The sequence below is a fragment of the Comamonas sp. CAH-2 genome (assembly GCF_009668305.1).
Taxonomy (GTDB): Bacteria; Pseudomonadota; Gammaproteobacteria; order Burkholderiales; family Burkholderiaceae_C; genus Comamonas; species Comamonas aquatica.
The window spans coordinates 1-17,988 of sequence record NZ_VSWF01000005.1; the positions used below are offsets into that span (position 1 = coordinate 1).

At 64.9% G+C, this 17,988-nt stretch carries 15 protein-coding genes and 1 rRNA gene; 10 read left to right on the top strand and 6 right to left on the bottom strand.

The window, feature by feature from the left end; genetic code table 11:
- Both rrf and FYM52_RS05170 read left to right on the top strand, forming a co-directional pair.
- Positions 1 to 90 (top strand): 5S ribosomal RNA (gene rrf, locus FYM52_RS05165); the annotation flags it as partial.
- Between the two features lie 190 nt (positions 91 to 280).
- Positions 281 to 1,018, top strand: a complete 738-nt coding sequence (locus FYM52_RS05170) for a 16S rRNA pseudouridine(516) synthase (RefSeq protein ID WP_154163337.1) — start codon at positions 281 to 283, stop codon at positions 1,016 to 1,018.
- 172 nt (positions 1,019 to 1,190) lie between these two features.
- Here FYM52_RS05170 and FYM52_RS05175 read toward each other — a convergent pair whose 3' ends face one another.
- Positions 1,191 to 2,114: a Ppx/GppA family phosphatase gene (locus FYM52_RS05175; protein WP_154163338.1), complete on the bottom strand. Its 924-nt coding sequence runs from the start codon at positions 2,112 to 2,114 to the stop codon at positions 1,191 to 1,193.
- A gap of 199 nt (positions 2,115 to 2,313) precedes the next feature.
- Between FYM52_RS05175 and ppk1 the strand changes: the two genes are divergently transcribed.
- On the top strand, positions 2,314 to 4,431 hold the full coding sequence (gene ppk1, locus FYM52_RS05180) for a polyphosphate kinase 1 (protein WP_238826128.1): 2,118 nt from the start codon (positions 2,314 to 2,316) through the stop codon (positions 4,429 to 4,431).
- A gap of 174 nt (positions 4,432 to 4,605) precedes the next feature.
- On the opposite strand, the gene FYM52_RS05185 is transcribed toward ppk1, so the two are convergent.
- Positions 4,606 to 6,078: a Ppx/GppA phosphatase family protein gene (locus tag FYM52_RS05185; protein ID WP_154163340.1), complete on the bottom strand. Its 1,473-nt coding sequence runs from the start codon at positions 6,076 to 6,078 to the stop codon at positions 4,606 to 4,608.
- A gap of 272 nt (positions 6,079 to 6,350) precedes the next feature.
- On the opposite strand from FYM52_RS05185, the gene pstS reads away from it, so the two are divergent.
- The 7 genes from pstS to phoR all read left to right on the top strand — a co-directional run bounded on the left by pstS (position 6,351) and on the right by phoR (position 13,020).
- Complete coding sequence (gene pstS / locus FYM52_RS05190) at positions 6,351 to 7,391, top strand: phosphate ABC transporter substrate-binding protein PstS (protein WP_042419869.1); 1,041 nt, start codon at positions 6,351 to 6,353, stop codon at positions 7,389 to 7,391.
- A 94-nt stretch (positions 7,392 to 7,485) separates the two neighbouring features.
- Positions 7,486 to 8,502 carry a phosphate ABC transporter permease PstC gene (gene pstC / locus FYM52_RS05195; protein ID WP_238826129.1) on the top strand — a complete coding sequence of 339 codons (1,017 nt, stop codon included), beginning with the start codon at positions 7,486 to 7,488 and terminating at the stop codon, positions 8,500 to 8,502.
- Positions 8,499 to 9,383: a phosphate ABC transporter permease PstA gene (pstA, locus tag FYM52_RS05200; RefSeq protein WP_042419867.1), complete on the top strand. Its 885-nt coding sequence runs from the start codon at positions 8,499 to 8,501 to the stop codon at positions 9,381 to 9,383. Before pstC ends, pstA begins: the two co-directional genes overlap by 4 nt.
- 18 nt (positions 9,384 to 9,401) lie before the next feature.
- Positions 9,402 to 10,202, top strand: a complete 801-nt coding sequence (gene pstB / locus FYM52_RS05205) for a phosphate ABC transporter ATP-binding protein PstB (protein ID WP_045267077.1) — start codon at positions 9,402 to 9,404, stop codon at positions 10,200 to 10,202.
- Between the two features lie 17 nt (positions 10,203 to 10,219).
- Positions 10,220 to 10,921, top strand: a complete 702-nt coding sequence (phoU, locus tag FYM52_RS05210; RefSeq protein WP_042419860.1) for a phosphate signaling complex protein PhoU — start codon at positions 10,220 to 10,222, stop codon at positions 10,919 to 10,921.
- Between the two features lie 20 nt (positions 10,922 to 10,941).
- Positions 10,942 to 11,640 (top strand): phosphate regulon transcriptional regulator PhoB, encoded by a 699-nt coding sequence (gene phoB, locus FYM52_RS05215; RefSeq protein WP_043384957.1) that lies wholly within the window; start codon positions 10,942 to 10,944, stop codon positions 11,638 to 11,640.
- A 12-nt stretch (positions 11,641 to 11,652) separates the two neighbouring features.
- On the top strand, positions 11,653 to 13,020 hold the full coding sequence (phoR, locus tag FYM52_RS05220; protein ID WP_370513804.1) for a phosphate regulon sensor histidine kinase PhoR: 1,368 nt from the start codon (positions 11,653 to 11,655) through the stop codon (positions 13,018 to 13,020).
- Between the two features lie 57 nt (positions 13,021 to 13,077).
- Here phoR and FYM52_RS05225 read toward each other — a convergent pair whose 3' ends face one another.
- The 4 genes from FYM52_RS05225 to rho all read right to left on the bottom strand — a co-directional run bounded on the left by FYM52_RS05225 (position 13,078) and on the right by rho (position 17,941).
- Positions 13,078 to 14,418, bottom strand: a complete 1,341-nt coding sequence (locus FYM52_RS05225; RefSeq protein ID WP_154163341.1) for an MATE family efflux transporter — start codon at positions 14,416 to 14,418, stop codon at positions 13,078 to 13,080.
- A gap of 12 nt (positions 14,419 to 14,430) precedes the next feature.
- Entirely contained in the window at positions 14,431 to 16,128 is a 1,698-nt protein-coding gene (locus FYM52_RS05230) for a hypothetical protein (RefSeq protein WP_154163342.1), read from the bottom strand.
- A 163-nt stretch (positions 16,129 to 16,291) separates the two neighbouring features.
- Positions 16,292 to 16,537 (bottom strand): type B 50S ribosomal protein L31, encoded by a 246-nt coding sequence (locus FYM52_RS05235; RefSeq protein ID WP_042419852.1) that lies wholly within the window; start codon positions 16,535 to 16,537, stop codon positions 16,292 to 16,294.
- 141 nt (positions 16,538 to 16,678) lie between these two features.
- Positions 16,679 to 17,941 (bottom strand): transcription termination factor Rho, encoded by a 1,263-nt coding sequence (gene rho, locus FYM52_RS05240; RefSeq protein WP_042419847.1) that lies wholly within the window; start codon positions 17,939 to 17,941, stop codon positions 16,679 to 16,681.
- Positions 17,942 to 17,988 lie beyond the last annotated feature (47 nt).

The window sequence follows — 17,988 nt, forward strand, 5'->3', positions numbered from 1 at the left end:
CCCACTCCTTCCCATCCCGAACAGGACAGTGAAACGACTTTGCGCCGATGATAGTGCGGATTCCCGTGTGAAAGTAGGTCATCGCCAGGCTCTTACAGCGACAAACCCCCTGACCTCCAACGAGGCAGGGGGTTTTGTTTTTGCGAATTTATCATTCAAGCGATAGCTGCCCGCGCCGAGTGAACGGTGCTTTGAGGATTGAAATATTGGGATAGTGGCTGTGCTTGTACGCAAGCAGCTCTGGTTTTTGATGCCGCCATCCGCGGCCAAGGTGATGTAAATGCAGTTGCAGGACATTCTTTATTCGCAAGGTTTCGGTATTCGCCGTGTGTGCTCGGGGCTGATCCAGCAGGGTTGGGTGGAGGTCTACGCCCCCGGTGCGGAGCAACCCGTGCAGATCAAGGACTCGACAGCGGACTATGAGCCTGAAGGGCTGCGCTTCCGGGTCCAGGGTGTCGACTGGGAATACCACGAGAAAGGCTATGTCCTGCTGTACAAGCCCGAGGGCACGGAGTGTTCGCAAAAACCGTCGGCCCACCCCAGCATCTATACCTTGCTGCCCGCACCGTTGCGCCAGCGCCCGAACAAGGGCGCGGTGCAGGGGCTGCAGGCCGTGGGGCGCCTGGACCAGGATACGACGGGCTTGTTGCTGCTCAGCGATGACGGGCAGTTCATCCACCGCATGAGCTCGCCCAAGAAGCATGTGCCCAAGGTTTACCGCGTGACCACCAAGCACCCGATCACGCAGGCGATGGTGGACAAGTTGCTGGCGGGCGTGGTGCTCGATGACGACCCCAAGCCGGTGAAGGCCGCCGCGTGCGTGCAAGTGTCGGAACTGGTGCTGGATTTGACCCTGACTGAAGGCAAATACCACCAGGTCAAACGCATGCTGGCCGCCGTGGGCAACCGGGTGGAGGGCCTGCACCGCTGGAAGATTGGCGGACTGGAGCTGCCCGCAGGCATGCAGCCTGGCGAGTGGCGGTGGCTGCACGCCGCCGATCTGGCCTTGCTGCGTTAATCGGGGCGACGGCATTGCCCTGCGCCATGTCCGGGTGGTGCAGTTTCAACTTTGATGATGCTGATCCCGCAGGTGAGCGTGGACTGGCCGCTGCAGGAGCGGTCAATCCATATGGCAGCTTGCCAACCCGGGCAACCTGAAAGTCGTTTCCCCAAGGATTGGGCAGGATGGTTCAGGCGTGAAGTGGCAGGGATTGGTGCAGCTCGAACATCAGTCCATGGCGCAGGGCCCCCTGGGCCACCCGCATGTGCTGCAGCTGCAGCGCATCGAAGACGGCGCACATGATGCTGACGCCCCCGCCAATCACCGGGCGCAGTTCCTCGCGCACACCGGGCAAGGGCAGGTGCTGGATATGCCCGGCCTGTATCAACTGCGCGCGCAGCTGGTGCAGCGCGGTGCGGCTGATTTCGCCAGCGGGGTGGCCCATCTGGTGCAGGGCCTTGCCAATCGCCCCCGCGGTGCCGGAAGAACCGAACACCTGCTGCCAGGGCAGCGCCTGCAATGGCGCCACATGAGGCTGCAGGGCCGCCTGGGCTGCCGCCTGGGCGGCTTCAAAGCAGGAGGCGGCCAGAGTGCCCTGGTCAAAAAAGCGCTGGGCCCAGGCCACGCTGCCGATGGGGCAAGAGATGGCGGCCTGCAGCGTGTGGTGGCGGCCGATGCAGATCTCGGTGGAGCGCCCGCCAATGTCGATCACCAGGCGTGGCGCCACACTATCGGGCAGCAAGCTGCTGACACCCTGGTAAATGAGTGTGGCTTCACGCTCGCCAGAGATCAGCTCCACCGCACAGCCCAGGATTGTGCGGGCCTGTGACAGGAAGATGTCGCGATTGTGGGCTTCGCGCAGGGTCTGGGTGGCCACGGCACGGCGGTGTTCGGGCGCCACCTGGGCCATCAGGCCGGCATAGCGGCGCAGGCAATCCAGGCCGCGCTCCAGGGCCTGCGGTTGCAGATTGCCGCTGGGGTCCAGGGCGCCTCCCAGGCGAATGGTCTCCTTGCGCTGGTGTTCGATCTGCAGCCTGCCGTTGACGATGCGGCCCATCAGCAGCAGGATGCTGTTCGAGCCGATGTCGATGGTGGCGAGCAGGGGAGCTTTCATGGGGCAGGGAGAAACGCGCAGCCCGCCAGATTACCATCAGCACAGTGCCTTCCGGAGAACCGCCTGTGTTTGGTGTGCATCAAACAGTCATGTGACTGTCATGGTTTCGTCACATATCTTGCGGATACTGAATTGGCGTAGCCAAAGAGTTTCCATGCCATCCAGAACAGAACCGACTATTGCCCCGCTTCCTGCATTCATGACACTGCCTGCCGAGGTTCCCAAGGCAGCCGAAGCCGGCGTGGTTGACGATGTGACCCCTGCGGGCGAAGCCGCTGCGACGGCGGGTTTGGCCCTGCTGCCACGCGACCACTGCATTCTGGCGTTCAACGAACGGGTCATGGACTGGGCGCGGCGCGAGGATGTGCCGCTGCTGGAGCGCCTGCGCTATCTGTGCATCGTCTCGTCCAATCTGGATGAGTTTTTCGAGGTGCGGGCGGCCCCGCAGATCGTCGCCGTCAAGACCATGGCGCAAGGCGTGTACAACGCCGCCGATGGCCTGGAGCTGTTGCGCAAGGCCCAGGATCTGGTGGCCCGCCAGTACGCGCTGTACAACCAATCCCTGCTGCCGGCCTTCCATGCGGCTGGGATCCGCATCGTGCACCACCACGAGCGCACGGCTGCGCAGCGCAAGTGGGTGCACCGGCACTTCCTGCAGGCGGTCAAGCCCTTGCTGGTGCCCGTGGCGCTGGACCCGGCCCACCCGTTTCCGCAGGTGGCCAACAAATCCCTGAACATGGTGGTGCGCCTCAAGGGCGGCGATGCCTTTGGTCGCGCCAACGAGGTGGCCATCGTGAAACTGCCGCGCGCCTTGCCGCGGTTGATGGCCTTGCCCGCCAGCATTTCGGGCAAGCAGCGCTTGTTTGTTAGCCTGTCCAGCATGGTGCGCGCCCACCTGCCCGAGCTGTTCGATGGTCGCGAGGTGGTCGAGGCGGTGCAGTTCCGCGTGACGCGCAACACCGAGTTGCTGGTGGAAGAGGACGAGGTGGACGACCTGCGCACGGCGCTGCGCCAGGAGCTGGCCTACCGCCAGTTCGGCCAGGCGGTGCGGCTGGAAGTCAGTGATCGCTGTTCGGATTTTCTGGCCGGCACGTTGCTGCAGGAGTTCGACCTGCCGCCGCAGGCGCTGTTCCGCGTGCCGGGGCCGGTGAACCTGGTGCGCCTGTCGGAGCTGATCGACCTGGTCAACGCGCCCGGCATGCTGTTCCAGCCCTGGCAGGCCAGCTGGCCGCGCCAGCTCAAGCCTACGACCAAGGTCATGGCACAGATGCGCAAGCAGGATGTGCTGATCCACCAGCCGTTCGAGCAGTTCGATGCCGTGCTGGAGCTGCTGCGCGAAGCCGTGCACGACCCCGACGTGGTGGCGATCAAGCAGACGATTTACCGCACCGGGGCCAAATCCGAGCTGATGGACCTGCTGGACAAGGCGGTGCGCCTGGGCAAGGAAGTCATGGCGGTGGTGGAGCTGAAGGCGCGCTTTGACGAAGAGGCCAACATCAACTGGGCCGATGCGCTGGAAGCGGTGGGCGCCCAGGTGGTGTATGGCGTGGTGGGCCTCAAGACCCACGCCAAGATGCTGCTGATCACGCGCCGCGAGGGCCGGGGCCTGCGCCGCTACGGCCACCTGTCCACCGGCAACTACAACCCCAAGACGGCACGCCTGTACACCGACCTGAGCTACCTGACCTGTGACCCGGTGCTGACGGCGGACATGGACGCGGTCTTCCGCCACCTGGCCAGCCCCAACACCCGCCCGCAGCTGAACAAGCTGGTGATGGCGCCCTTCATGCTGCAGCAGACCATGCGGGCGCACCTGGAGTCGTGCAAGAAAGCGGCCCTCAAGGGCGAGTATGCGCGGGTGGTGATCAAGAGCAACGCCATGACGGACGAGGTCCTGATCCAGGCGCTGGTGGAGGCCGGGCAGGCCGGCGTGCAGATTGATCTGATCGTGCGCGGCGCCTGCATGCTCCCGCCGCAGGTGCCGGGGGCGACGGACAACATCCGCGTGCGCTCCATCATCGGCCGCTTCCTGGAGCACTCGCGCGTGTTCTATTTCGCCTGGGGCACGCAGCACGAGCACCTGCTGCTGTCGAGCGCCGACTGGATGCGCCGCAACATGACGCGTCGGGTGGAACTGGCCTGGCCGGTGACCGAGCCGCGTCTGCGCCAGCGCGTGATCGACGAGTGCCTGGTGGCCTATCTGCACGACGACCGCGACGCGTGGATCCAGCAGCCCGATGGCAGCTACCTGCCCGCAGCGCACCCGCAGACCGGGCATGGTGCGCAGACCGCCTTGATGCAGCTGTACGGCGCCTGACGCCGGCACCGCCACGCCGCTGGCTGCACGCGGTGGCCTGCAACAAAAAAGGATGCCTGGGCATCCTTTTTTTGTCTGGCTTGTAAAACCATAGCTGTGGGCGCCTGCTGTGCAATGCTTTCCTTTTGAAAAGCATCGCAAAACCTTGCTTGGCAAGCGCTGCCAGCTCCTGTTTCAGTCCAGTTGCAGCAGCAACTGCCAGTCGCTCTTGCTGATGGCCTCGGCCTCTTCGCGCAGCAGCTGGGCGCTGAGCGGGAAGCGTTGGGCCCAGCCCGCAGGCGTGTGCAGCCGCAATTGCTGGCCATCGCGCTGCAGTTCCACACCGTGCAGGTCGGGTGCGCGGCGCGAGTTGCACAGCACCGTGGCCAGGCGCAGGCACAGCAGTTGCAGCGCGTGGTCCGGGCGGTGCATGAAGGCTTCCATTTTCTTGATCTTGCCGCGGTGGCCCAGCACCAGCTGGCCCAGGTGCTCCAGCTCGGCTGGGGTGAAGCCCGGGGCGTTGCTGTGCTCCAGGATGTAGGCGCTGTGGCGGTGGTAGTTGCTGCGCGAGATGCGGCAGCCCACCTCGTGCAGCAGGCCGGCCCAGGCCAGGCTGGCCGGGGCATGGGCCTCGCCGGGGTGCAGCTGCAGCCACAGCTGTTGCGCCGTTTCGGCCACGTGGCGCGCGTGCACGCTGTTGACGCCAAAGCGTTGCATCAGCCCCAGCACACTGGCGGTGTGGATGTCGCCGATCTGCTCATCGTCCACCAGGCCATACAGCACGCCCAGGCGCAGCGCGCCCTGGGCCACCTGCATGCTTTCCAGGCCCAGCAGGTCGAACACGGCGCGCAGTACCGCCAGGCCGCCGGCCACCACGGGGCGGCGGTCTTCCTTCAGGCCTTCCAGCTTGACGCGGTCTAGGTGCTGGGCACGCAGCAGTTGCTGCTGCAGCCAGTCCAGCCCGGCGCGGGTGATGACGCCCTGGCCCTGGCCATTGGCGGCCAGGGTTTCGCCCACCGCGTTGGCCGTGCCGGCGGAGGCGTAGGCCACGTCCCAGCTGCCGGGGCGGAAGGTGTCCAGGGCCTCGTCCAGCACGGCACGGGCAGCGATTTCCGCTGTCTGGAAGGCTTCGGCCGTGATCGCGCCGGTGGGGAAGTAGCGCGAGGTCCAGGCCACGCTGCCGATGCGGTAGGAGGCCACGGATTGGGCCACGCTGCCCTGGCCGAGCACGAATTCGGTGGAGCGCCCGCCGATGTCGATCACCAGGCGGCGTTCGTCCGTGGCCGGCAGCTGGCTGACCACGCCGCGGTAGATCAGCGCGGCTTCTTCCTCGCCGGTGATGATTTCGATCGGAAAGCCCAGCAGCTCGCTGCCCTTGTCGATGAATTCATCGCGGTTGCGGGCTTCACGCAGGGTCTGCGTGGCCACGGCGCGCACGTGCTGCGGGTCAAACCCGCGCAGGCGTTCGCCAAAGCGTGCCAGGCAGGCCCAGCCGCGCTCCATGGACTCCTGCGTCAGGTTGCGATTGCTGTCCAGGCCATTGCCCTGGCGCACGGTTTCCTTCAGGTACTCCAGACGGTGGATCTGGAGGTGTTCGTAGCTGCCGATTTCCAGGCGGAAACTGTTGGAGCCAAGATCTACGGCGGCAAGTGCAATCGCGTTGTTCATGAGGGAGATGTCAGCTGGCGGCGCAAAGGGTGCAGCTTAGCAGCCATGAAGGGTGGGACGAAGGGGGTGGAGACATGTCCAAGCATGCAGCAGGGCTGGCATGCTATGGCGCGGATGTGACGCGACTGTGACGGGTTTTTGAAACCCCGCGTTGTGGTTTTTTGGCCTGCGGACATAAATTTATGCATGTCACAGACATGTCACAAAGGATTCTTACATTCACGTCATCGAGCTTTCTTCAACCTTGTTCTGCAACCTAGAGAGGTGCTTACATGAAAATGTCCATGATGCGTGTTTTGGTGACCGGTGCCCTGGTATCGGGCGGTTTGCTCAACGTGGCTGCTGCACAAGAATCCACCGGTGCTGGCGCCAGCTTCCCCGCACCCCTGTACTCCAAGTGGGCAGCCGACTACAACAAGGCCACCGGTGTGAAGATCAACTACCAGTCCGTGGGCTCCAGCGCCGGCTTGAAGCAGATCGAAGCCAAGACCGTGGACTTCGGCGCTTCGGACGAACCCCTGAAGGATGCGGATCTGCAGGCCAAGGGTCTGGTGCAGTTCCCCACCGTGATCGGTGGCATCGTGCCCGTGGTCAACATCAAGGGCCTGAAGCCCGGCCAGCTGAAGCTGAACGGCCAGATCCTGGGTGACATTTACCTGGGCAAGATCAGCAACTGGAACGACCCCGCCATCGTGGCCCTGAACCCTGGCGTGCCCCTGCCCGATGCCAAGATCTCCCCCGTGCGCCGCGCCGATGGCTCTGGCACCACCTTCGGTTTCACCAACTACCTGAGCAAGGTGAACGCCGAGTGGAAGGACAAAGTGGGTGAGGGCAAGGCCGTGAACTGGCCCACAGGTGCCGGTGGCAAGGGCAACGAAGGCGTGGCCGCGTTCGTGGGCCGCCTGGCCAACTCCATCGGCTACGTGGAGTACGCGTACGTCAAGCAAAACAACCTGGTGTTTGCACAGCTGCAAAACAGCGAAGGCAACTTCGTGGCCCCCAACGAAGCGTCCTTCAAGGCCGCTGCTGCGGGTGCGGACTGGAGCAAGAGCTTCTACCAGATCCTGACCAACCAGCCTGGCAAGGACGCATGGCCCATCACCAGCGCCACCTTCATCCTGATGCACAAGAGCCAGGACAAGCCCGCCCAGGCTGCCACCGCCCTGAAGTTCTTCGACTGGGCCTACAAGAGCGGCGACGCCACCGCCAGCGGTCTGGACTATGTGCCCATGCCCGACTCGGTGAAGACGCAAGTGTTCAAGGCCTGGGGGGAGATCAAGGATGCTTCCGGTAAGCCTGTGGCTTGGAAGTAAACGGCTGACTTGAACAGTCGCTTCCTGCCGGACGCAGCCCTTGCGTCTGGCAGGTCTTGTTTTTTGTAAAGAGGTGACCCCCGTGTCCTCCATCATGTCTTCCGCAGCTGCCGAGTCGGCGGACCGCCCCCGGTCGATCGCCCAGCCGTCGCCAGCTCCACGCAAGAACGCATGGCTGCCCTCCAGCTTTGCAGACCGTTTGTTCGCCTGGCTGGCCAAGGGCGCGGCCCTGCTCACGCTGGGCCTGTTGCTGGCCATCATGGGGTCGCTGCTGGTGGGCGCCTGGCCGGCTATCAGCGAATACGGCCTGGGCTTTTTCACCCGCACCGAATGGGACCCCGTGCAGGACCAGTACGGCGGTTTGGTCATGATTTATGGCACCTTGATGACTTCGCTGATTGCGCTGATCATCGCCGTGCCCGTGAGCTTCGGGATTGCCCTGTTCCTGACCGAACTGGCCCCCAACTGGCTCAAGCGCCCCCTGGGCACGGCCATCGAGCTGCTGGCCGCCGTGCCCTCCATCGTCTACGGCATGTGGGGCCTGATGGTGTTCGGCCCGGTGCTGGCCACCTATGTGCAGCAGCCGCTGCAGGCATTGTTTGACGGCATGCCCTACCTGGGCGCGCTGGTGTCCGGTCCGCCCGTGGGCATCGGTATCCTCTCGGCCGGCATCATCCTGGCCATCATGATCATCCCCTTCATCGCTTCGGTGATGCGCGATGTGTTTGAGGTGACGCCCGCGCTGCTCAAGGAGTCGGCCTATGGCCTGGGCTCCACCACCTGGGAGGTGGTCTGGAAGGTGGTGCTGCCCTATACCAAGGCCGGTGTGCTGGGCGGCGTCATGCTGGGTCTGGGTCGTGCGTTGGGTGAGACCATGGCCGTGACCTTCGTGATCGGCAACATGAACCAGCTCAATTCGGTGTCCATGTTCGAGGCGGCCAACAGCATCACCTCGGCCCTGGCCAACGAGTTCGCCGAAGCCGGCGAGGGCCTGCACCAGGCCTCGCTGATCTATCTGGGCCTGGCCCTGTTCTTCATCACCTTTATCGTGCTGGCGCTGTCGAAGATGCTGCTCAACCGCCTGCAAAAGAACGAAGGGGCACGCACATGAGTTCCTCCAGTCAAAAATTGATCGCCGCGGAGCAAAAGACCGCCGAGCGCCAGGCCCGCTACGCGGTGCGCAAGCGCGTGAACCAGATCGCCCTGGGGCTGTCCCTGGGGGCCATGGCCTTTGGTGTGTTCTGGCTGATCTGGATCCTGTGGGAAACCATCCGCCTGGGTCTGGGCGGGCTGAGCCTGACGCTGTTCTCCGAGATGACGCCGCCGCCCAACGAGGCCGGGGGCCTGGCCAACGCCATCTTCGGCTCCTTCGTCATGGTGGCGCTGGCCACGGGCGTGGGCACCCCCATCGGGGTGATGGCCGGGGTCTACCTGGCCGAATATGACAAGCGTAGCTGGCTGGCCAGCACCACGCGCTTTGTGAACGACATCCTGCTGTCGGCACCCTCCATCGTGATCGGCCTGTTCGTGTATGCCGTGGTGGTGGCCAAGTTCCGCAGCTTCTCGGCCTATGCCGGCATCGTGGCGCTGGCGCTGATCGTGATTCCGGTGGTGATCCGTACCACCGAGAACATGCTCACCCTGGTGCCATCGGCGCTGCGCGAAGCGGCCTATGCCCTGGGCACGCCCAAGTGGAAGGTGATCAGTGCCATCACGCTGCGCGCCGCGCGGGCCGGGGTCATCACTGGCGTGCTGCTGGCGGTGGCGCGCATTGCGGGCGAGACCGCACCGCTGCTGTTCACGGCGCTGAACAACCAGTTCTGGAACGGCGATCTGTCCAAGCCCATGGCCAGCCTGCCCGTGACCATCTTCAAGTTTGCCATGAGCCCCTATGAAAACTGGCAGCAGTTGGCATGGGCCGGCGTTTTCCTGATCACCTTGGCCGTGCTGGGCCTGAATATCCTGGCCCGCGTGCTCACGCGCCAGAAATAAAACCGCAAGGATTTCACGATGTCTACAACCCCTCTGATGGCCCCGGCCATTGCGCCGATCGCGGGTCGCGCCAAGCTGTCGGTGCGTGACCTGAACTTCTACTACGGCAAGTTCCACGCACTGAAGAACATCAACCTGGAAATTCCGGAAAAGAAGGTCACGGCCTTCATCGGCCCTTCGGGCTGCGGCAAGTCCACGCTGCTGCGCACCTTCAACCGCATGTATGAGCTGTACCCCGAGCAGCGTGCCGAAGGCCAGATCCTGCTGGACGGCGAGAACCTGCTGACCAGCAAGCAGGACGTAGCGCTGATCCGCGCCAAGGTCGGCATGGTGTTCCAGAAGCCGACGCCGTTCCCCATGTCCATCTACGACAACATCGCGTTCGGCGTGAAGCTGTTCGAAAGCCTGGATGCGGCCGACATGGACGAGCGCGTGGAGTGGGCCCTGCGCAAGGCGGCACTGTGGACCGAGGTCAAGGACAAGCTGCACCAAAGCGGCGCCAGCCTGTCCGGCGGCCAGCAGCAGCGCCTGTGCATTGCGCGCGGCATCGCCATCAAGCCCGAGGTGCTCTTGCTGGACGAACCCTGCTCGGCGCTGGATCCGATTTCCACCGCCAAGGTGGAAGAGCTGATCGCCGAACTCAAGGACGACTACACCGTGGTCATCGTGACGCACAACATGCAGCAGGCTGCGCGTTGCAGCGACTACACCGCCTACATGTACCTGGGCGATCTGGTGGAGTTCGGTGAGACCGAACAAATGTTCTTCAAGCCCCAGCGCCGCGAAACCGAAGACTACATCACCGGCCGATTCGGCTGATCCCAGAGGAGACAGACATGCCAGACAAGCACTTGTCGACCCAGTTCGACAGCGAACTCAATCGTATTTCCACCCGGGTGATGGAGCTGGGCGGGATCGTCGAGCGCCAGATCAGCCAGGCCATCTTTGCCCTGACCCAGTTCAACCTGGAGGCCGTGGAGCAGGTCGCCGCGCTGGAAGAGCGCGTGAATGCCATGGAGGTGGAGATCGACTACGAGCTGTCCTCCATCATCGGCCGCCGCCAGCCCACGGCACGCGACCTACGCATGCTGATGGCCTTTTCCAAGGTCACCGCCAACCTGGAGCGCATGGGCGACGAGGCGCACAAGATGGCGCGCATGGTCAAGTCCATCATCGAGAGCGGCGCGGCCCGCACCCTGCCCACCAGTGAGCTGCGCGTGGCCGCCGAGATGGCCTCGGGCCTGCTGCGCAAGGCCCTGGATGCACTGGCGCGGCTGGACACCAAGGCGGCCCTGGCCATCCTGAAGGAAGATGACCTGATCGACAACGAGTTTGATGGCTTCGTGCGCAAACTGGTCACCTACATGATGGAAGACCCGCGCACCATCTCCCCCAGCCTGGACCTGCTGTTCCTGGCCAAGGCGATCGAGCGCATCGGCGACCATTCCAAGAATGTGGCCGAACTCATCATCTATCTGGTGGAAGGCAAGGACATCCGCCACCAGTCCATGGCGGTGATCGAGTCCACCGTGCGTTAAACAAGCTCAGGTAAACAAGCATGAAGAAACTGCCGCAAGTACTGATCGTCGAAGACGAGCCAGCCATTGCCGAGCTGATTGCCGTGAATCTGCGCCACAACGGCTTTGCGCCGTTGTGGGCCGAAGACGGCGTGAGTGCCCAGCGCGAACTGGATGCGGCCCTGCCCGATGTCATCTTGCTGGACTGGATGCTGCCCGGCGGCTCCAGCGGCCTGAACCTGGCGCGCAAGTGGCGGGCCGACCCCCGCAGCAAGCATGTGCCCATCCTGATGCTGACGGCACGCGGGGACGAGCCCGACAAGATCGCCGGGCTGGATGCCGGGGCGGACGACTACATCACCAAGCCGTTTTCCACGCAGGAGCTGCTGGCGCGCATACGCGCCGTGCTGCGCCGTCGCACGCCCGAGCAGGCGGGCGAACGCGTGCAGGTGGGCGAGCTGGTGCTGGACGGGGAAACCCACCGCGTGAGCTTCCGGGAGCAGCCGCTGAAGCTGGGCCCCACGGAGTTCAAGCTGCTCAACCACCTGATGCACAACCCCGAGCGCGTGCACAGCCGCGCCCAGTTGCTGGACAAGGTGTGGGGCGACCATGTGTTCATCGAGGAGCGCACGGTGGATGTGCACATCAAGCGCCTGCGCGAGGCCCTGGGCGACGCGGGCGGGCTGGTGGAAACCGTGCGCGGCGCGGGCTATCGCTTGTCGTCGCGCCAGGCAAGCTGAGGATTCGTGATGTTGGCATGGCGTTGGATGGAAGTGCTGGTGCTGCAGGCCGTGCTGGCTGGCACGGCGGGCTGGCTGTGGGGCCCCTGGGCCGCCCTGGCGGGCGCTTTGCTGGCCACCTGGCTGTGGATGCTCTGGGACCACTGGCAGGTCGAACGACTGCGCCAGTGGCTGATGGCCGGAGAGCTGGCGGCGTTCCCGGCGCTCAAGGGCGTCTGGAGCATGGTGGCCACCTACGTCCGCCGCGCCGTGCGCACGCGCGAACAGGCCGCCGCCGCGGCCGAGCAGCGCGTGCAAGACATCCTGGCGGCGCTGCAGGCCAGCCCCAACGGGCTGGTGCTGATGGATGCCGAAGGCCACATCGAGTGGTGCAACCGCATGGCCGAGCGCCATTTCGGCTTTGATGCCCAGCGCGACATCCAGCAGTCGATCGGCAACCTGGTGCGCGACCCGGCCTTCAGCAGCTACTGGGCGCATCAGGACTTCACCTACCCGGTGCTGATGGCGGGGCGCGACAGCTCGCCCTCGCGGCCCGTCATGCTGTCGGTGCACATCTACCCCTACGGGGTGGGGCGGCACCTGCTGCTGGCGCGCGACATCACGGCGCTGGAGCAGGCCGAGGCCATGCGCCGCGACTTCGTGGCCAACGTCTCGCACGAAATCCGCACGCCCCTGACGGTGCTGGTGGGTTTTGTCGAAACCCTGCAGACGCTGGACCTGTCGCCCGAGGAGCACAAGCATTACCTGGCGCTGATGGCCCAGCAGGCGGGCCGCATGCAGAACCTGGTGCAGGACCTGCTGACGCTGTCGCGCCTGGAGGGCAGCCCCCCGCCAACCTACAACGACTGGTTCCCGGTCGGTCAGATGCTGCGCCAGTGCGCGGTGGAGGCCCACGCCCTGTCCAAGCTGCTGACCAAGGGCGCGAATGTGGGCCACGCCCTGAGCTTTCCCGAGCCCGAGGCCCCGGCCATGGACTGGGAGATTGCCGGGGTGCAGGCCGAGCTGATCAGCGCCTTCTCCAACCTCATCAGCAATGCGCTGCGCTACACCCCGGCCGGGGGCAGTGTGGAGGTGCGCTGGGAAGGGCTGCTGGACGGCGGCGCGCGCTTTTCGGTCAAGGACTCCGGCCCCGGGATTGACCCGGCCCACATCGGCCGCCTGACGGAGCGCTTTTACCGCGTGGACCGCAGCCGTTCGCGCGACACCGGTGGCACCGGCCTGGGGCTGGCCATCGTCAAGCATGCGCTGCAGCGCCATGGCGCCAAGCTGGAAATCCACAGCCAGCTGGGGGCCGGCGCAACCTTCAGCGCCGTGTTCCCGGCCCATCGCCTGCGCCACAGCGGCCGCGTGCATGCGGAACCGGAACGCCTGCCCAAGTGAGCTGGCCGTCCGCCAACTGCTGGCGGCGGGATGGAAAGCGGCCTGTGGGCCGCTTTTTTACTTGTGGGCGCGCAGCACCCGGTACAGCAGATAAATGAAAATAATAGCTACCAGCGCAAGTGCTGAGGCACTTCCAATCCAAAATGGTGTTGGATTCATGGACCAATAAGCGCTGGTTGCTTCATTTTTGTAAGCCAGCCAGTAGCCGCCGCCCAGGCCACCGCCCCACAGCAGGCTGCAATACACCACCAGCGGCGCCACGGTCACGCGCCAGCAGCGCATCAGGAAAATGCACACGCACTGCAGGCTGTCGGCGGCGTGGTACAGCGCCACCCAGGCCAGCAGCGTGGCCGTCAGGGCGATCACCGCCGGGTCGGCGGTGTACACCTGGGGCAGGTGGTGGCGCAGCAGCAGCAGGCTGCCCGACAGCAGCGCGCCGCTGACCAGGGCGATGCGCAGCCCCAGCCAGGCCAGCCGCTGCGCCTGGGCCTCGTTGCCCGTGCCGCGCCACCAGCTGACGCGGGCGCTGATGGCAATCCCCAGCGACAGCGGCACCATGTAGCACACGGCCGCCAGGTTGGCCGCAATCTGGTGGCTGGCGGCCGCCAGCGCGCCCTGGCGCGCCACGAACAGGGCCACCAGCGTGAAGGAGGTGACCTCCACCAGGATGGACAGGCCGGCCGGCACACCCAGGCGCAGGAAGGCCGCTAGGCGCGCCCAGTCGGGCGCTTCCATGCGCTGCCACAGCTGCAGCGGGGCGTACAGGGCCTGCCGGCGCATCAGCACCACGGCAATCACGGCAATCGCGTAGTCCACCAGCAGCGTGGCCCAGGCGCAGCCGGCCGCACCCTGCGCCCCGATGCCCCAGCCGCCAAAGGTGAACCAGATGGACAGTGGCACCTTCAGCACCAGTGCGCCGACCTGCAGCCAGGTCACCAGCTGGGGATGGCCCAGCGCCTGGTTGAGGGTGGTGTAGAGGCGAAAGAACATTGCCGAAGGCAAGGCCCAGCCGACGATGATGAGGTAGGCGCGCACATCGGCCTGCATCGCGGCAGGCACTTCGGTCCAGGCCAGGATGGGGTCGGGAAAGACCAGCACCAGCATGCCCAGCAGCGTGAAGCCGAGCGCCAGGTACAGCGACTGGCGGAATGACGCGCCGATGGCGGTGGTGTCGCCGCGGCCATGCTGTTCAGCCCAGATCGGCAGCAGTGCCTGCAGCACGCCCATCAGCGAGACGTAGACGCTGACAAACACGGCCGAGGCCACGGACAGCGCGGCCAGTGCCTCGGAAGAGTAGCGGCCGGCGACGATGGTGTCGGTGACGCCAAACGCCATGACCGCCAGCTGTCCGGCCAGCACGGTGCCCGCATGCCGCGCAATGGTGGCAAGTTCACGCATGGGCGCCTCGCATCAAGGACGCTGGCGCAGTACCAGCAGGTGGTCCTTGCGATCGGTCGGTCGGGCGACGGCTTGCACCAGCTCCCACTGCGCAGCCGGGGCGGTGTCGATGGCCGACCACGCCGCCGGCGTGGCCACCAGCCACTGGCAACCTGCGGAGCTGGCACGCGGCAGGCCGCGCTCCAGGTGCCAGCCGGTGTGGAAGCGGAAGGCCGCGGTCTGCGCCTGGCTGAAGCCCAGCGTGCCCACGCACTGCACGTCGCGGGGCACCCAGTGGGCCACGGCCGCCACATGCGGCGCGTAGCTGCGTGCATAGTCCAGCATGGGCAGCCACAGCGTCATCAGCAGCACCCAACCCAGCACGGTACCCCCGGCGGGGACGGCCAGGCTCTTCCAGATGGCGGCGCGGTGGCGGCGGGTGCGCCAGGTCACCAGCAGCAGCCAGGCAATGGTCGCAGCCACGGCCACGCTGAAGGGGAACAGGGCAAAGCTCGGTTCAAAGCCGACGGCCAGTCGCTGCACGTTCTCTGCCGGTTTGGCCGGGAAGCCGGTCTGCACGGAAATCCAGACCACCCAGATGGTGATGGCGGAGATGGTGAAGAAGAACAGTGTGAGCCAGTCGATCAGGGCGCCCAGGCTGCGCTTGAACGTGGGCAGGGCGAAGGCCGCCAGCGCGGCCACTGCGGGCAGGCTCAGGATCAGCGCCCGGTCACCTTCGAGGGTGAAAATGGTGCAGAACAGGGCCACGGCCCACAGCCACAGCGGCCAGGCCAGGTGGGGGTGGCGTGCCGGCTGGCGCAACTGCAGGCGCCAGCGCCACAAGGCCCACACGGCCAGCAGCCAGGCGGGCCAGCTGAACCACATCAGCATGCGCGCTGTGCTCTGCCAATCCTTGCCCTGCTGCCAGGGGTTGATCAGGCGGTAGCCCCATTGCCCCAGCATCCAGGCGCTGAGCGCTGCAATCGCCATGCACAGCAGCCACCACGCGGCCCAGCTGTAGCGGTGGGGCAGCCTGGGCTGGCTGGCCGACAGGGCGACGGTGATGGCGCCTGCGCCCAGCAGCATGGCCATGGCGGGCGCCCCGCCGAGGGCCATCGCCAGCAGGCCCAGCAGGGCCGCCACGGCGGCCAGTTTGGGTTGCCAGGCCATGGCGGCGGCGGCAAAGAACACGGCGCACACGGCACTCAGCTGCACCAGGGTGTGGCTGGTCTCGTGTGCCAGCTGGGCCAGCCCCAGGCAGGCCAGCAAGGCCAGCAGGCCCCCATCGGCGAGGGCGCGTGCATAGTCGGTGGGCGAGGCCTCACCACCAAACGCGAAGGCCACAGGCTGCGCCCCGGGCGTGCGCGCCAGGCTGAAGACGGCCTGCCAGGTGCACAGTAAGGCCAGACCCAGCAGCAGTATGAAGGGCAGGCGCACCACCAGGTCCGCCGGCATGCCGGCTGGCAGCAGCTTCAAGGCCACAGCGCCCAGCCAGTACTGCAGCAGGCCGGGGGCCTCCGGGCGCAGGCCATCGAGCAGGGGCAGGGTCCACGACGCCTCGCCGTGTGCCAGGGTCTGCATGTAGCCAAAGGCTGCCATGTCCACGTCACGCCAGGGTTCGCGGCCCACAAAGCCGGCCAGCACGTAGGCGGCACACAGCAGCAGCATGATCCAGCGCGGGAGGCTGCGAACGGCATTCTGGGCAACGATGGCGGGCGAGGGTGGGTTCATGGAAAGCGAAAAAACGGCGCCCCCGGATCAGGGGCGATGAATCGGTGCGGTCACTTGGGTGCCCAAGCATGCCACGACTGCTGCGGGCGCGCAGCCATGGTGCGTACAAAGAAAAAAGGCAGCCCGGTTGCCCAGGCTGCCTTTTGGCAGGGGAAGTAAAAAATTACTTCTTGCCGAAGCGGTTGCGGAAACGCTCCACACGGCCGCCCATGTTGTCCACCGACTTTTGGGTGCCGGTGTAGAAGGGGTGCGATTCCGAGGAGGTGTCCAGCTTGAACAGCGGATATTCCTTGCCTTCGAAAGTTTCTGTTTCCTTGGTGTTCGCGCAGGAGCGTGTCACGAACTTGAAGCCGTTGGACAGGTCAACGAACAGAACTTCGCGGTAATTGGGGTGGATGCCTTCTTTCATGATCTTCCTTTAGTCAACTGCGGCAGCCGTGTCGGACCCGAAACAACCTCTGTTTCGAAAATGCATCCCACATACTTACCGCAAGAAAAAGCCCCTCAGTATAACCTGAAGGGCGAGGCTTGTGCTCAGGGGCTGCGTGTATCAGCCACCGCGGCGCATCATGTCGAAGAATTCGCTGTTGTTCTTCGTGGCCTTCATGCTCTTGAGCACCATTTCCATGGACTCGATTTCGTCCATGTTGTACATGAACTGGCGCAGGATGCGTGTCTTTTGCAGCACTTCGGGCGGCAGCAGCAATTCTTCGCGGCGGGTGCCGCTCTTGGACAGCTCGATCGCAGGGAATACGCGCTTTTCGTACAGGCGGCGGCTGAGGTGGATTTCACTGTTGCCGGTGCCCTTGAACTCTTCAAAGATCACTTCGTCCATGCGCGAGCCGGTGTCGACCAGCGCGGTGGCGATGATGGTCAGCGAGCCGCCTTCTTCCACATTGCGGGCTGCGCCGAAGAAGCGCTTGGGGCGCTGCAGGGCGTTGGAGTCCACACCACCCGACAGCACCTTGCCCGACGAGGGCACGACGTTGTTGTAGGCGCGGGCCAGACGGGTAATGGAGTCCAGCAGGATCACCACGTCCTTCTTCAGCTCGACCAGACGCTTGGCGCGCTCGATCACCATCTCGGCTACGTGCACGTGGCGGGTGGCGGGCTCGTCGAAGGTCGAGGCGATGATTTCGCCCTTGACCGAGCGCTGCATCTCCGTCACTTCTTCAGGGCGCTCGTCCACCAGCAGCACCATCAGGTGCACGTCGGGGTTGTTGGCCGTGATGGCGTGGGCAATGTGCTGCATCATCACAGTCTTGCCGCTCTTGGGCGGGGCCACGATCAGTGCGCGCTGGCCACGACCAATCGGGGCAATGATGTCGATGATGCGGCCGGTGATGTTCTCTTCGCTCTTGATCTCGCGCTCCAGCTTCATCTGTTCCTTGGGGAACAGGGGCGTGAGGTTTTCGAACATCACCTTGTGCTTGTTCGATTCGGGCGAGTTGCCGTTGACCTTGTCCAGCTTGGTCAATGCAAAGTAACGCTCGCCGTCCTTGGGCGTGCGCACTTCGCCTTCGATCATGTCGCCGGTGTGCAGGTTGAAGCGGCGCACCTGGCTGGGCGAGATGTAGATGTCGTCGGTGCTGGCGGTGTAGCTGGTGTCCGGGCTGCGCAGGAAGCCAAACCCGTCGGGCAGGATTTCCAGCACGCCGTCGGCGAACACTTGTTCGCCAGCTTTGGCGCGCTTCTTGATGATGGCGAACATCAGTTCCTGCTTGCGCATGCGGCCGACGTTTTCAATCTCAAGCGCTTCGGCCTGCTTCAAGACTTCAGACACGTGCAGTGCCTTGAGTTCGTTAAGGTGCATCTGGAGTTACTCCTTGGCGGAGTTCAAAGAAATCTGGGGAGGTGGCG

Excerpts from the sequence above, each read along its gene's own strand:
- FYM52_RS05170 (WP_154163337.1), top strand. The coding sequence starts at position 281 with ATGCAGTTGCAGGACATTCTTTATTCGCAAGGTTTCGGTATTCGCCGT.
- FYM52_RS05175 (WP_154163338.1), bottom strand. The coding sequence starts at position 2,114 with ATGAAAGCTCCCCTGCTCGCCACCATCGACATCGGCTCGAACAGCATC.
- ppk1 (WP_238826128.1), top strand. The coding sequence starts at position 2,314 with ATGACACTGCCTGCCGAGGTTCCCAAGGCAGCCGAAGCCGGCGTGGTT.
- FYM52_RS05185 (WP_154163340.1), bottom strand. The coding sequence starts at position 6,078 with ATGAACAACGCGATTGCACTTGCCGCCGTAGATCTTGGCTCCAACAGT.
- pstS (WP_042419869.1), top strand. The coding sequence starts at position 6,351 with ATGAAAATGTCCATGATGCGTGTTTTGGTGACCGGTGCCCTGGTATCG.
- pstC (WP_238826129.1), top strand. The coding sequence starts at position 7,486 with ATGTCTTCCGCAGCTGCCGAGTCGGCGGACCGCCCCCGGTCGATCGCC.
- pstA (WP_042419867.1), top strand. The coding sequence starts at position 8,499 with ATGAGTTCCTCCAGTCAAAAATTGATCGCCGCGGAGCAAAAGACCGCC.
- pstB (WP_045267077.1), top strand. The coding sequence starts at position 9,402 with ATGTCTACAACCCCTCTGATGGCCCCGGCCATTGCGCCGATCGCGGGT.
- phoU (WP_042419860.1), top strand. The coding sequence starts at position 10,220 with ATGCCAGACAAGCACTTGTCGACCCAGTTCGACAGCGAACTCAATCGT.
- phoB (WP_043384957.1), top strand. The coding sequence starts at position 10,942 with ATGAAGAAACTGCCGCAAGTACTGATCGTCGAAGACGAGCCAGCCATT.
- FYM52_RS05225 (WP_154163341.1), bottom strand. The coding sequence starts at position 14,418 with ATGCGTGAACTTGCCACCATTGCGCGGCATGCGGGCACCGTGCTGGCC.
- FYM52_RS05230 (WP_154163342.1), bottom strand. The coding sequence starts at position 16,128 with ATGAACCCACCCTCGCCCGCCATCGTTGCCCAGAATGCCGTTCGCAGC.
- FYM52_RS05235 (WP_042419852.1), bottom strand. The coding sequence starts at position 16,537 with ATGAAAGAAGGCATCCACCCCAATTACCGCGAAGTTCTGTTCGTTGAC.
- rho (WP_042419847.1), bottom strand. The coding sequence starts at position 17,941 with ATGCACCTTAACGAACTCAAGGCACTGCACGTGTCTGAAGTCTTGAAG.